Source organism: Rhodococcus sp. YH3-3 (assembly GCF_001653035.1).
Taxonomy (GTDB): Bacteria; Actinomycetota; Actinomycetes; order Mycobacteriales; family Mycobacteriaceae; genus Rhodococcus_F; species Rhodococcus_F qingshengii.
The window spans coordinates 94,517-108,298 of record NZ_BCWH01000005.1 but is presented as its reverse complement, the minus strand read 5'-3'; the positions used below and the strand labels follow the sequence as shown (position 1 = coordinate 108,298).

Annotated in this window: 9 protein-coding genes, 2 pseudogenes, 1 CRISPR repeat array and 1 other annotated feature (1 of these 13 running past the window's edge); of the genes and pseudogenes, 3 read left to right on the top strand and 8 right to left on the bottom strand. The window is 60.8% G+C overall.

Features of this window, described 5'->3' with window-relative positions:
• Positions 1 to 77: direct repeats of the CRISPR family, unit length 36 nt (it extends 246 nt beyond the left edge of the window).
• 93 nt (positions 78 to 170) lie between these two features.
• A protein-coding gene (locus YH3_RS32830; protein WP_230544151.1) for an IS3 family transposase occupies positions 171 to 1,435 on the top strand; the annotation gives its coding sequence in 2 pieces (ribosomal slippage) (positions 171 to 474 and positions 474 to 1,435; 1,266 coding nt in all).
• Positions 470 to 604, top strand: a sequence feature (AL1L pseudoknot). It overlaps the preceding gene by 135 nt.
• 641 nt (positions 1,436 to 2,076) lie before the next feature.
• Here YH3_RS32830 and YH3_RS32820 read toward each other — a convergent pair.
• The 3 genes from YH3_RS32820 to adh all read right to left on the bottom strand — a co-directional run bounded on the left by YH3_RS32820 (position 2,077) and on the right by adh (position 5,987).
• Positions 2,077 to 2,451 (bottom strand): hypothetical protein, encoded by a 375-nt coding sequence (locus YH3_RS32820; RefSeq protein ID WP_154100400.1) that lies wholly within the window; start codon positions 2,449 to 2,451, stop codon positions 2,077 to 2,079.
• Between the two features lie 435 nt (positions 2,452 to 2,886).
• Positions 2,887 to 4,109 (bottom strand): IS3 family transposase gene (locus YH3_RS32810; protein ID WP_154100399.1). Its coding sequence is split into 2 segments (ribosomal slippage): positions 2,887 to 3,803 and positions 3,803 to 4,109, totalling 1,224 coding nucleotides; the frame shifts between segments, so codons are not numbered across the junction.
• Between the two features lie 354 nt (positions 4,110 to 4,463).
• A complete protein-coding gene (gene adh / locus YH3_RS32800; protein WP_064444904.1) occupies positions 4,464 to 5,987 on the bottom strand; it encodes an aldehyde dehydrogenase in 1,524 nt (507 codons plus the stop codon).
• Between the two features lie 201 nt (positions 5,988 to 6,188).
• Between adh and YH3_RS32795 the strand changes: the two genes are divergently transcribed.
• The gene (locus YH3_RS32795; protein WP_064444903.1) at positions 6,189 to 7,496 is read left to right on the top strand and encodes an ISL3 family transposase; all 1,308 of its coding nucleotides are present in this window, start codon (positions 6,189 to 6,191) and stop codon (positions 7,494 to 7,496) included.
• Positions 7,497 to 7,672: 176 nt separating this feature from the next.
• Here the strand turns inward: YH3_RS32795 and YH3_RS32790 are convergent.
• From YH3_RS32790 to YH3_RS32775, 4 genes and pseudogenes are all read right to left on the bottom strand, one after another.
• Positions 7,673 to 8,806 (bottom strand): annotated as a pseudogene (locus tag YH3_RS32790) (AMP-binding protein); the annotation flags it as partial.
• Positions 8,807 to 8,989: 183 nt separating this feature from the next.
• Complete coding sequence (locus tag YH3_RS32785; RefSeq protein ID WP_064444902.1) at positions 8,990 to 9,970, bottom strand: nitronate monooxygenase family protein; 981 nt, start codon at positions 9,968 to 9,970, stop codon at positions 8,990 to 8,992.
• A gap of 37 nt (positions 9,971 to 10,007) precedes the next feature.
• A pseudogene (locus YH3_RS32780) lies at positions 10,008 to 10,241 on the bottom strand (hypothetical protein); the annotation flags it as partial.
• A 181-nt stretch (positions 10,242 to 10,422) separates the two neighbouring features.
• Positions 10,423 to 11,658 (bottom strand): acyl-CoA dehydrogenase family protein, encoded by a 1,236-nt coding sequence (locus YH3_RS32775; protein WP_064444900.1) that lies wholly within the window; start codon positions 11,656 to 11,658, stop codon positions 10,423 to 10,425.
• A 90-nt stretch (positions 11,659 to 11,748) separates the two neighbouring features.
• On the opposite strand from YH3_RS32775, the gene YH3_RS32770 reads away from it, so the two are divergent.
• A complete protein-coding gene (locus YH3_RS32770) occupies positions 11,749 to 12,510 on the top strand; it encodes a PaaX family transcriptional regulator C-terminal domain-containing protein (RefSeq protein ID WP_064444899.1) in 762 nt (253 codons plus the stop codon).
• 314 nt (positions 12,511 to 12,824) lie between these two features.
• On the opposite strand, the gene YH3_RS32765 is transcribed toward YH3_RS32770, so the two are convergent.
• Positions 12,825 to 13,682: a sulfurtransferase gene (locus tag YH3_RS32765; protein WP_064444898.1), complete on the bottom strand. Its 858-nt coding sequence runs from the start codon at positions 13,680 to 13,682 to the stop codon at positions 12,825 to 12,827.
• Positions 13,683 to 13,782 lie beyond the last annotated feature (100 nt).

Here is a 13,782-nt window from a genome sequence, read left to right as displayed (position 1 = left end):
AAACCGTGATACCTGTGTTGACATAGCGCGGGTCAGAGATTGTCACCCGGAGCACGACCGCCTACGGGCACGGAACGGATATTTGGCAGTCCATGAATGAAACGGTTGTATTTCTCTGAATCGCTCTGGGTTCGGTGGAGACTTCTGGCCTTGGAAACGAGGATGGAAGCATGCCGAATGAACGGGTGTCAGGGAGGCCGACGATGCGGCGGTATTCGCCGGAGGAGAAGGCCGGTGCGGTGCGGATGGTCCGGGCGTTGCGGGCCGAGCTGGGGACCGAGCATGGGACGACAGCGCGGGTTGCCTCGCAGTTGGGTTACGGGGTCGAGTCCGTCAGGTCGTGGGTCAAGCAGGCCGATATCGATGACGGTCTGACTGTGGGAGTGAGCACCGCCGAGGCCGATCGGATCAAGCAACTCGAGCAGGAAATCCGAGAACTGCAGCGCGCCAACGAGATATTGAAGCGTGCGGCGTCTTTCTTCGGGGCGGAGCTCGACCGCCAGCACAAGAGATGACCGCGTTCATCGATGCCAATCGCGGCGATGTCATCGCGGGTCGGCGGCTTGGGGTCGAGCGTATCTGCAAGGCCTTGCAGATACCTCCGAGCAGCTACTACGCCACCAAAAGCCGACCGCCGTCAGCTAGATCGGTCTCCGATAGCCGGTTGCGGCCGGCGCTACGGGGGTTGTGGGAGGAGAACTACCAGGTATATGGGGTGCGGAAACTGTGGAAAGCAGCCCGAAGATCGGGCATCGATGTCGGCCGTGACCAGGTCGCGCGGCTGATGCGTGCCGAGCAGATCGCTGGTGTGCGGCGAGGGAAGAAGGTGCGTACCACCCGAGCAACGGCCGGGGCGGATCGGCACCCCGATCTGGTTGGGCGGGATTTCACTGCGACTGAGCCGAACCAACTGTGGGTCACCGACCTCACCCACGTCCCGACCTGGGCGGGAATGGGCTACGTCTGCTTCATCACCGACGCTTACTCTCGGATGATCGTGGGCTGGCGCGTCGCGGCGAACATGCGCACCCAGGTAGTGCTCGACGCCATCGAGATGGCCCGCTTCAGTCGCGGCACACGGTTGACCGGGCTGCGCTGCCACAGCGATGCGGGCAGTCAATTCACCTCGGTCCGCTACGGCGAACGGCTCGCCGAACTCGGTGCAATACCGTCGATCGGGACCGTGGGCGATTCCTACGATAATGCTCTCGCCGAGAGCGTGAACGGCTACTACAAGTACGAACTCATCTACGGCCCAACGCATCCTGGTCCATGGCGCAGCATCGACGACGTGGAACTGGCGACACTGTCGTGGGTGCACTGGCACAATCACAGGCGGCTGCATGGTCACTGCGGCGACATCCCGCCAGCAGAGTACGAGAAGACGTTCTACGCTACTGAGCAGGGTGAGCAGGCCTTGGTTGAAATCAAATAGCCAGAGCCTCCATCAGACCCAGGGCGATTCACAACCCCTCACGATCACAGTGCTCGAATTCTATGCCGAACCACACCCGACACCCGTCGCCACCCGAGAAGGATTCGTGGACTGCCCCAACGGATGCACCGGCACTATCGACCCACGAAACTCTATCGACCACAACGCTTCCGAGGCGTAGTCGGGCGTCGGCCCGATAGGGCGAACTGCTGTCAGCCGTTTCGGTGGCCGCGTCACGGAGTCAGGAGAACTCGCCACAGATCACATCCGTGCCCCCTCCACCTGCCACCTCCGCCCAGGAGCGGCATCTTTGTGATCGCGTATGCCACACACTCGTACTCGGACTCGGTATCCCAGTCTGTGGCGCTGAGCCGTTGCCACCCCTTGCCACTCGGATGGGAATGCAGGAGGACGACACCGTGGCCCTGTGCGCGCGCTTCGTTGGGAGGCGCGCAGTACGTATTGTCCGGTGAACGAGGCGTGCCATGGACGAGTCGTTCACCGTCTCCGAGCAAGGTCACTGTCTTGATCAGTGCCGTTGTACGTTCGATACCGGGAAAAAACGTACGTCGCGATGAGCACGTCTTAGAGCATCGGCGTACAAATGGATCGTGAGCCTTTGCCGCCGACTGAAGAGCGATTCAGCCGACGACGACCTCCCAGGTCTTCAACTCTGCTGCTGCGGAAGGCTTCCCGTTCCAGAGATGCAACTGAAAATCAGGGTCTTTGATCTTCACTTCGTTCTTCACGTCTTTGCCGGCAACCTGGTAGCTCGCAACGTACACGGCAAACAGTTCCTCACCCAGCGGCGACGCTTTGAGTGCCTTCGCATAGGCGGTCGCGATCGGGCGGAGATCGTCCGGCGTCTTCACCGAGGGATCGCAGATGTCGATTGCAGCAGCCTGCATCCCTGGATGGCCACTGTCCTTGCTCAACCGACCCGTAGTCACCGTCGCGCCGCCGGGGAGGGGCACGGCGCTCACGGCAGCCGCGAAAGCGGGGTCCGCGATCGGCAAGGGGTTAGGGCACGCGGCGGCAGCACTTGCCGCTGGAGCGGCGGCCGATTTCGTTGTCGTCGCACTGGATGACGTGGACGCCGATGACGTTGATGTCTTCGAAGAAGTAGCCGAGTTCCCACAGGCTGCGAGTAGCACTGCAGTAGGCACCAGAAGTGCCGCAAAGATCCGTTTCATCAGAGAATCAAACCAGACGGACTGGTCGCATTCACGGGGATACCCGACTTTCGCATCCGCCGCGATCACACGACAGGTCAGAAGAGTCGTCTGCACCTCCTTGAAGGTGGTCAGGGATGTGTCCCTGTAGATACCTCCTTGAAGGTGGTCAGGGATGTGTCCCTGTAGATCACAGCCTGAGGCCGAGTATCCAACAAATCGGGGATACAGGGGCCACGATGGGGCCTTGACCCCGGAAACTGGACACGGGGTTTGTGATTACGCGGCTTTCTGCAGGCTATCGGATGTGTGAGCGTTTTCGTAGTCGGCAGGGCTGAGATAGTTGCAGTACGAGTGCCGGCGTCGGGTGTTGTAGCGGGTGATCCACCGGAACACCGCGAGCCTTGCCGCCCGGGGCGATTCCCAGCGGGCTGCGCCTTGCAGCGTTTCGCGTTTGAGTGTCGCATTGAACGACTCGGCCAGGGCATTGTCCGCGCTCGTGCCCACCGCTCCCATCGATTGCGCAACACCCAAATCCGCGCAGATCATCGCGAAACCCTTTGAGGTGTATTGACTTCCGCGATCGGCGTGGAACACTGCACCGGCAAGACCGCCGCGGGTCAGTGCTGCGGCACCTAAGGCATCTTCGACGAGTTCGGTACGCATGTGCTCGGCGATCGACCAGCCCACCAGGCGGCGGGAGAAGCAGTCGATCACCGTGGCCAAATACAAGAACTCATTGTCCCCGCATGGCAGATACGTGATGTCACCGACGTATCGGGTATTCGGTGCGATCGCGGTGAAATCACGGTTGAGCAGGTCCGGCGACGGAGTGTCGGCTGGTTCGGCGGTGGGGGGGCGGTGTTTTCGGCGCAGTCGCAGGCCCTCGATGTTGTTGGCGCGCATGATCCGTGCGATCCGTTTGTGATTGATCCGCTGGTCGGCGGGTTGTCCGTGATTGATCTCGGCGGTGATCCGGGGCCGCCCGTAGGTGTTGTCCACCGTGTGGACGGCGCGGATCTTGTCGGCGAGTTCAGCGTCGGCTGCGGCCCGGGCGGCTCGTTTCTCGGCGGCGTTGATCCATGCGTAGTACGACGAGCGGGCGATATCGATGACCTGGCACAACCGCTTCACCGGGTAGGTGTCGGAGTGGTCTGCAACGAACTGGAAGCGGTTCACCAATTCGTCTCTCCGGCGAAATATTTGGCCGCCGACCGCAGGATGTCTCGCTCAGTTTCGAGCTTGGTTTTCTCCGCGCGTAGGTGTGCGACCTCGGCGCGGAGCCTGGCGGCTTCCTGCTCGGGTGTCTCGCCGGTGCCGGGCCCCGGAGCGGTGGCGGCGGGTCTGCGGATCGGGATACCCGCATTTCTCAGCCATGTGGTCAGGGAGCCGTGGGATACGCCGAGATCGGCGGCGATCCCGGCTACGGTCGCGCCGCCGGTGTCGCGGTACAGCTCGACTGCGTCGCGGCGGAACTCTTCGGAGTAATTTTTCTTTGCCATCGGGTTAGATCTTCTCGCTTTCCCTGGTCTGAGACCAGGATCAAGCGTGTCCAACCCGCGGGGTCAAGGCCCCTTGACTCCTCGGGCACAATCAGACGTGTCGATTGAAACGCACAAATAGGCATCAACCGTCAAACTGTCCGCCGCTGTCCATGGCCCCGTTTGCTCCGAACTCAAGCGTCACTCCGATAGAGAGTGAAATACCATCCATTGATGTCGAGTGCTTGTCGCCAGCGCTAAATGGTCCTACGCGCCAGACCCAAATCGAGTAGAATCCTTCGAAACATGTTGCGCCGCAAAACAACGGTAGGCCTGCGGCGCAACATCGACTTCGGTTCCCACCTGGTCATTGCATCAGAAGAAGCCCTGAGCCTTCTGGGCGTAGCTGACCAGGAGGTTCTTGGTCTGCTGGTAGTGCGAGAGCATCATCAGGTGGTTCTCGCGGCCGATGCCGGACTGCTTGTATCCACCGAAGGCGGCATGTGCCGGGTACTGGTGGTACGTGTTGGTCCAGACGCGACCGGCCTGGATGTCGCGGCCTGCGCGGTAGGCGACTCCGCCGTCGCGGGACCAGACACCGGCGCCCAAACCGTAGAGGGTGTCGTTGGCGATTTCGATGGCCTCGTCGTAGTCCTTGAACGAGGTGACCGAGACGACGGGTCCGAAGATCTCTTCCTGGAAGATGCGCATCTTGTTGTTGCCGGTGAACACCGTCGGCTGGACGTAGTAGCCGCCGGACAGGTCTCCGCCAAGTTCGGCTCGCTCACCACCGGTGATGACCTTGGCGCCTTCGGCCTTGCCGATCTCGATGTACGAGAGGATCTTCTCGAGCTGATCGTTGCTGGCCTGGGCACCGATCATGGTGTCGGTGTCGAGCGGATCCCCTTGGCGCACAGCCTTGGTGCGAATGGCGGCCATCGCGAGGAACTCGTCGAAGATGTCTTCCTGGATCAGCGCCCGCGACGGCGCTGTGCAGACCTCGCCCTGATTGAGGGCGAACATCGTGAAGCCCTCGAGTGCCTTGTCCTGGTAGTCGTCATTGGAGGCGAGGACGTCGGAGAAGAAGACGTTGGGGCTCTTGCCACCGAGTTCGAGGGTCACGGGGATGAGGTTCTGCGACGCGTACTGCATGATCAGGCGACCTGTGGTGGTTTCACCGGTGAACGCGATCTTCTTGATACGCGGGCTCGACGCGAGCGGCTTTCCGGCCTCGACGCCGAAGCCGTTGACGATGTTGAGCACACCGGCAGGCAGCAGGTCACCGATGATGCCGATGAGGTGCAGGATCGAGACGGGTGTCTGCTCGGCAGGCTTGAGCACGATGGCATTGCCGGCAGCAAGGGCGGGAGCGAGCTTCCACACGGCCATGAGGATCGGGAAGTTCCACGGAATGATCTGGCCGACTACGCCGAGCGGCTCGTGGAAGTGGTACGCCACGGTGTCGGAGTTGATCTCCGAAAGCGAACCTTCCTGTGCGCGAATAGCTCCCGCGAAGTAACGGAAGTGATCGATGGCGAGCGGAATGTCGGCGTTGAGGGTCTCGCGGATCGGCTTGCCGTTGTCCCACGACTCGGCGAGTGCGATGGATTCGAGGTTCTCCTCCATACGATCAGCGATCTTGTTCAAGATGATCGCGCGCTCGGCGACCGAGGTCTTGCCCCAGGCCGGAGCTGCTGCGTGCGCTGCGTCGAGAGCGAGCTCGATGTCTTCTGCGGTGGAACGAGCCACATCACAGAAATTCTGTCCGGTCACCGGTGTCGGGTTCTCGAAGTACTGACCCTTGACCGGAGCAACCCATTCGTTGCCGATCCAGTTGTCGTATCGAGACTGGAAGGACATGATCGCGTCGGCGGTACCTGGACGGGCGTACTTGGTCATTGCATAGCTCCTAAATTCGGGCACATTTGTGTGCCTACGTACATTTCGATACGGGTTTCCGGGCTCTTCCGGATCCGGAGTGCATGAGTCCGATCCGGCAGTGATCCGATGAGGCACAAGATGTAGTGGCGTGAAAGCGGGTCCTGGGGTGTGAGGATGAAGGTTCTTGACGCCTGATCCCCTCGCCGCCCAGGACCCAACTTGCAGCCTACCGAGCTTGTCGCCGATACCATCTGCCGAACCGTCGAACTCGGTGTCACCATCACCGGCGCCGCCATCGGCGAGGCCTTCACCCACATCGAATGCCGACCGGTTGTCGAAGATCCGATGTGCCCGTCCTGCGGTCATTGCGGCAAGCTCCGCGACCACGTCACCCGCACCCTCACCGACCTGCCTGTCGTCGGGCATCCCACCCGACTGCAGGTGCGGCTACCGAGGTTCGTCTGCGAGCAGGACAGCTGTGCGGTATCGGTGTTCCGCCAGCGCATAGACCGGGTCGCTGCTCCGAAAGCCTCCACTACCCGCCGCACCGCCCGCTGGATTCTCCATTTCCTGGCGGTCGAGAAAATGTCCGTCTCCGCGGTGGCGAAGGTACTGGGAGTGAGTTGGGACGTGGTCAACTCCCTCGCCCTGTCCACAGTGCACAACCTCGTTCACGCCCAGCCCGGGCATCTGGACAAGGTCCGAGTCCTCGGGGTGGACGAGCATAAATGGAAACATGTTCGCGGACAGGGTGATCCGAGTTTCGTAACTGTCATCGTCGATCTGACCCCGGTCATCGACGGGGCCGGCCCCGCCAGGCTGCTCGATATGGTTGCGGGTCGTTCCGCCGCTGCGCTCAGGACATGGCTCGGCGCGCGCGATCAGGCGTTTCGGGATCGGGTGAAGATCGTGTCGATGGACGGATTCACTGGCTACCACCGCGCCGCGAAGGACGTATTACCGCAGGCACGGACGGTGATGGATCCCTTCCACGTAGTGCACTTGGCTGCGGAAAAGTTGACCGTGTGCCGGCAGCGGATTCAGCAGGTCACACTCGGGCATCGCGGCCGCTCCGGTGACCCGCTCTACGGCATCAAAAGGGTTCTGCTCACCCGCAAGGTATTGCGCACCGACAAGCAGAAAGCGCGGCTCGAGGCTGTGTTCGCCGACGAACAGCACATCGACGTCGAAGTCACAGAACATCTCTACCAGGACCTGGTCGCAGCCTATTCCGACCCGGACAAGCGAACCGGGAAACTCACCATGTTCAAAACGCTCAAACGCATCAAATCCGGTGTACCGGCAGAGCTTGCGGAGTTGGCTCAGCTCGGTCGTAGTCTCTGGAAACGGAGGAAGGAGATCCTGGCATATTTCGATACCGGGGCCTCAAACGGTCCGGTCGAGGCGATCAACGGTCGGCTCGAACACCTTCGTGGTATTGCACTCGGATTCCGAAATCTCGACCACTACATCTTGCGGTCACTGATCCATTCCGGTCAGCTCCGGGAACGCATCAACGCACTCTAGAAACGGAAGAGCCGGTTTCCGGGGCCCGGCCTGCAGCTCACTGCCCACGCATATCGCGTGGCAATCTCCCACCATCGCATTCGACGAAAAGTCTGCAAGGTCAGCGATGCGCAAGAAGGTCAAGAGGCGGTCTGTCCGTTTTCACCCGGTATATGGGCGCGACGGGCACCCAAGACTCAGTTCGTCTGGCGCTGCTGACGGAGCTTGAACTTTTGAAGCTTCCCGGTGGCAGTGCGAGCGAGCTCAGCTCGGAACTCCACCGCGGTAGGTGCTTTATACCGGGCCAGACGCTCCTTGCAATACGCGATCAACTCGTCCGCGGTGGGCGCCTGTGCTTCCGGCCTCAGCACCACAAGAGCCTTGATAGTCTCACCCCATTTCTCGTCGGGCACACCGATCACCGCGACCTCAGCAACCGCTGAATGACTGAACAGCACGTCCTCGACCTCCACGGAGGAGACGTTTTCGCCGCCGGTGATAATCACGTCCTTGAGACGGTCACTGATGGTGAGGTAACCATCACCGCCGATCGCACCGACGTCACCGGTATGAAACCAGCCGTCCGAAAGCTTGTCTGCTGTCTCATCCGGCTGGTTCCAATAGCTTTTCAGCACCCCGTTGGAGCGGGCGAGCACTTCTCCGTCCGACGCAATCCGCAACGAGGCACTCAACGCGGCCGCGCCGGCACGCACAAGCTTGCCCGCGCGGGCCTGCGGATCCAGACTGTCCCACTCGGAGCGGGTGCGATTGATGGTCAAAAGAGGAGAAGTCTCCGTGAGGCCGTAGATCTGAATGAATTCCCAACCCAGCTCAGTCTCGATCCGGGCGACAGTTGTGGTCGGGGGCGGCGCACCCCCACTGATAATGCGCACCCGTCCCCGGCCCGGGATCTCACCATCCCAGTCCTGCGCCGCAGCGAGTACGGCGTTCACTACGGTCGGGGCAGCACACATCACGGTGACCCCATGTTCGGCAACCCGACGCAGGATCTCTGCACCATCGATCTTACGCAACACGACCTGCTTGACGCCCATACCGGCCATCGCGAACGGCATACCCCAACCGTTCACGTGGAACATCGGCAGCGTATGCAGGTACACGTCTCGGTCCGTAACTCCCGCATGCAACGCCAATGTTGTCGCATTCACCCAAATATTGCGGTGGGTGATCTCCACCCCCTTGGGGCGTGAGGTAGTTCCGCTGGTGTAATTGATTGTCGCGGTAGCATTTTCGTCCAACTTCCACGATGCGGGCTCCACCCCGTGCACGTAAATTTTCGCATCACCCTCTTCTCCGAGAACGATCTTGTGCCGACACGGGATCCCCGCCACCGTCGCCTCCAACTATCCTCAGCCCACTCGAAAGGGTGACCGCCGCCCCACGACGCTGCGATGAAGGCGTGATCACAGCGCTGCGACGCAATCAAGTCTGGAGTACACCTCAGAGTATCGGGAGTCTGCACTGCCTCGGACATTATTGCCGCTGTGGTTTGTTCAGGCAGTTATCTGCTGAGGCAAGGCCTGCGTGATAATTTGCTGTGCCTCAACGAGTATCGTGGACACGACTTCCTCGCAGCTGGCGACTTCATTGATCAGACCTTGTGCCTGGCTGGCCCACCAGAGACCGCCGTCGAGATCACCTTGACCGTAGACCTGTTCTCGACCACGTGCACCGCTAGCCAGGTGGGCAACGTCATCGAAGGTTGCACCGGGCGCCCGGGAGATCGCAGCGATCTCTTCGGAGATCGAGTTGCGAGCGACGCGTGCGGTGTTGTGGAACTCGCGGAAAACGAGGACGGTGTCGCGTTCCGTGTGGTTCACAATTTGCTGTTTGACGTTGTCGTGAATGGGTGCCTCGGTGGTTGCCATGAATCGGGTGCCCATGTTGACGGCGGACGCACCGAGTGCGAGTGCGGCGACAAGACCTGCGCCGGTGGCGATTCCGCCACTGGCGATGACGGGTATCGACAACGCCCTGGCGGCAGCCGGAATCAGAACCAGCCCAGAAACGTCATCCTCGCCCGGGTGCCCGGCACACTCGAAGCCGTCGATACTTACCGCGTCCACGCCAAGCCGCTCAGCCTTGACCGCGTGACGGACGGTCACAGCCTTGTGGATCACCTTCACCCCGGCCGCCTTGAACGCCTCCATATGGGGCTCGGGATTTCCACCGGCAGTTTCAACGATTCTGATGCCGTTGTCGATGATGGCATCCCGGTACTCGTCGTACGGCACAGGGTTGATGGTGGGAAGGATGGTCAGGTTGACTCCGAAGGGTTTGTCGGTGAGATCCCGGCAGCGAGCGATCTCTTTGACCAGCGCTTCGGGGGTGGATTGTGTAAGGGCGGTGAGGAATCCGAGTGCGCCGGCGTTGGCTACCGCACTGATCAGATCGGCGGTGCCCACCGCGGTCATGCCGCCACACACGATGGGGTGCTCGATCCCGAAGATTTGGGTGAAGGCGTTGGTGAACATGTAGTTCCTTAATCTCGGCGCTGCATTGTGCCAGGGGTCAGAACGGGAGTTTGAATGCGCGAATTGCGTTGTCACGCAAGAGCGTGGCACGGGTTGTCTCGTCGAGTTCGAGCGCGTTGAGCCCGACGAGACAACCCAGCGCGGGCCATGCCGGATGATTCGATCCGAAAAGCACTTTGCCTCGGCCGTGACTGACCACGGAGATAGTCGACGATCTCATTCGGGTAGCGCATTGTCTTGCGGCAGAGGAGTCGATGTAGACGTTCGAGCATTTGTCCCAGAGAAATCTTCATTCGTTCAGACGGCCGCCAGCAGTAAACGCCCGGTGAAATCTGAATCGAAATAGGTCCTGCCGAATCGAGAAGTTGATTCGGGGTTGTTTGTCCGATCGTGATGGAACCGTCAGCCGAAGTGTTTGCCACCTGATTACTTCCGGAGGACGCCCGCGCAAGTTAACCGGTGATTTCCTTACCGAAGATATTGCGGGCGATAATCCACTTCTGAATTTCGTTGGTGCCTTCGTAGATCTCGCCGATTTTGCTGTCGCGGTAGATCGCCTCGACTGGGCCTGCAGTTCCGTCGGCGCTGAGTTCGCGCGCGAATCCAAGCCCGCCGAAGGCTTGGACCGCGTCGCGGGCGAGATCGACCGAAAGGCGAGTGGCGTAGTGTTTCGCCATCGCAGCTTCGGGTTCGGGAAAAAGTTCACCGGCGTCTCGTCGCAGCGCCGCCTTGAGATACAAAGTGCGCGCGTTCTCGATTTCTGTGGCCCGGTCCGCCATCAGGAACTGCCAGTGCTGGTTCGCCGCGATCGGACGTCCGAACGCGCGACGCTCCGAGAGGTGGACAATAGCATGGTCGAAGGCTGCCTGGGCCATGCCTACTCCGGCCGCTGCGATGCCGATCCGCCCGAGTGTGAGTGTTGCGAGAGCGTGACGCAAACCCTGTCCCTCGACCCCTCCGAGGAGAGCGTCGTCACCGAGCTGGACGTTGTCGTAGCGTACGTCGGCGGTTAGCTGGCCACGGTTACCCATCTTTTGGTCAGGCACACCTACGGAGACGCCGGGCAGGGTCGTGTCGACGATGAACATGGACAACCGGTCGCCGGTCCTGGCCAAGGTAACAATGAAATCTGCGACCGGCGAGTTGGAGATCCAACGCTTGTGACCGTTGAGTACCCAGCCTTGGTCCGTCCGATTGGCTACGGTCTGGATGGCCTGCGGGCTCAGGTCCGACGACGCCTCCGGTTCGGTAGTCGCGAATGCGCCGACCATCGAGCCGTCTGCTACATGGGTGAGCCAGGCCTGTTGCTGTTCCTCAGTGCCGTGGGCAAGAGCGTTTCCGGCGAGAATGCAGTGGACATCGAAGATCGCTGCGACGCTGCTCGAACAGTAGGCGAGCTCCTCGATGGCCACGGCGGTAGCAGTGACGGGATGTGACAATCCATCACCGCCGACCTCAGATTTGTAGGGCAACCGAAACAGGCCGGCAGCCGCGAGTCCTTCGAAAACGTCGCGGGGGAAACCGTCTACTCGTTCATCACCGTTGGCGATGCGTCTCGCAGCAGGAGCGACGACATCTGCCGCTATCTGACGCACTCTTTTCCTGACGCCGGTGGTTTCGGCTGGCGAAAGAAGGTCATGGTAGAGCCGGTCTGCTTGACGGATGGGCTGCACAACGGAAGTAGTCATGCCATCAGTATTACAGATTCTCCGCGATCGTGAAACTTTCGTAATCAACAGTTATGTTGCAGTTGACCTCATCGCGTAACATCGTCGTTGATGCCTGCAGCGACCTCGACGACCTCAACCACGGCAGATTTGCGACCCGTTTCCGCGCGCTCAGCGCTACTTGGGCTATTACTCGGGGCGGAGGTCCCCACTCTCACCGCCAGCGAACTCGTCGCGGGTGGGCAGATCGTCGGCTTTGCCGAACCCACCGTTCGGGTCGCATTGTCCCGGATGACCTCCGCGGGCGATCTCGAACGCAGCGAAAGGGGTGGATATCAACTCTCCGAACGACTGCTGCACCGTCAACGACGACAAGTGGAAGCTATTCACACGATTCCGAAGGACTGGAACGGCGACTGGGACATGTTCCTTGTCACTGCGTCGGGACGTTCGGCGTCGGATCGAGCTGCATTGCGTGACGTCCTCAGTAACTTGCGCCTGGCGGAGATCCGTGAAGGCGTCTGGCTCCGACCGGCAAATTTGGACATCGATTGGCCGGCAGACATCGGCACCCTCGGTGAACGACTTACCGCGAGACCAGCCACAGATCCTGCTAGCTTGGCCGCCCGTCTGTGGGATCTCACTGGGTGGGCCGACCACGCGCGGGCACTGTTGGCCGCGATCGATACGTCCGATCCTGTCCTCCGATTCACCGCGTGCGCCACATCGGTGCGCCACCTTTTGGATGACCCGCTTCTGCCTGAGGAGCTGCTGCCCTCCGACTGGCCAGGCGGCGAACTGCGGCAAACGCACCTCGCGTACAACGACTGGCTCATCGAAACCCGCCGCTCTCTCACAAATACCGAGAAATAACATAGAGCCCTGCGGATGAATGTCGTCCACCCCTGACTCACGACTAGCCATCCTGCACGCAGGCGTTCAACGGGGAATCGACCGAGATGGTTTGCGCCGAAAAAACATGCGAATTGTTTCGGGTGGATGGGCGATCTTCCTGTTTTCGTATAGCAATTTTTCGTGTGCAGGATTGATGATGACCGAAAACACGTGGCAGGAAGAACGATCGAGCGCGCAAAGATGCGCCCATCCGTGACGCCCGTCCTGCCGCATTCCAGTCACTGCCTGCCGGTTCCATCATTTTGATGACGTTGCTTCCCCCGTGTAACCGTTCAGTGAGAGGAAATCGTCATGGGCAGTGTCGGGTCAGCTGCCCACTCATTCAGCGATCCGTCGTAAACGGCGACGTTGGAGATTCCCAGCAGGCCGAGCGCGAACGCTGCCGAAGATCCGGCAACACCCGCACCGCAGTAGGTGATCACGCGCTCAGCACTATCCGCGGAGGTCTGCTCGAAGCGTTCACGGAGACCCTCGAGAGGAAGATACTGGTGAGTGTTTCGATCCACGAGGTGAAGAGCCGATACATTTTGGGCACCAGGGATATGACCGGGCCGCTGGTAATCCTGACGCTCACCACGAAACACCTTGGGATGCAGGGCATCGATCAAGCAGATGGACTCGTTGCCGAGCTGATCGAGAACATCCTCCTTCGTAACGAAGGATCCAGGCCTCGGAGTAAGCGTCAACGCGCCGCTCGCCTCGGGTTGCTGATCCCCGGTCTCGACCGGGCGGCCCTCCCGAGTCCAGGTCCGCCATCCACCGTCGAGCACCGCGGCGTCAATCGACACAGCTCGCAGCATCCACCACACTCTGGCAGCCCACATACTGAAGTTGTTGTCGTACAACACAATTTGTCGCCCATCGGCAGCACCGACCGCCTCGAGTGCGGACCGCAACTGATCGAGCGACGGCATCATGAGGGGAATATCAGCATTCTTGTCCGACAGGTCACCCACCAGATCCACATGTCGAGATCCCGGAATATGTCCTTCCGCCCACCCGGAACGACCGCTCCCATAATCCGGTTTGCCGTCCTCATCCGTCATGTGGGTGATCGAGCAATGCAAAATGCACAGGTCCTCACGCCCCAGACGGGCCTCCAACCAAGCGCCATCGACAAGCTGCTGCATACCAGTCCTTTCTGTGTGCGGATCGGTGAGATTTGCCCGCTCTCGCCCCTGTCGGATCACCCACCCGACCGCAGTTTCGGGGGAAGTGGAACATCGCGAA

Bases quoted from the DNA above. Each gene is read 5' to 3' on its own strand.
- adh (WP_064444904.1), bottom strand. From the start codon at position 5,987: ATGACCAAGTACGCCCGTCCAGGTACCGCCGACGCGATCATGTCCTTC.
- YH3_RS32785 (WP_064444902.1), bottom strand. From the start codon at position 9,970: ATGTTCACCAACGCCTTCACCCAAATCTTCGGGATCGAGCACCCCATC.
- YH3_RS32775 (WP_064444900.1), bottom strand. From the start codon at position 11,658: ATGACTACTTCCGTTGTGCAGCCCATCCGTCAAGCAGACCGGCTCTAC.
- YH3_RS32770 (WP_064444899.1), top strand. From the start codon at position 11,749: ATGCCTGCAGCGACCTCGACGACCTCAACCACGGCAGATTTGCGACCC.
- YH3_RS32765 (WP_064444898.1), bottom strand. From the start codon at position 13,682: ATGCAGCAGCTTGTCGATGGCGCTTGGTTGGAGGCCCGTCTGGGGCGT.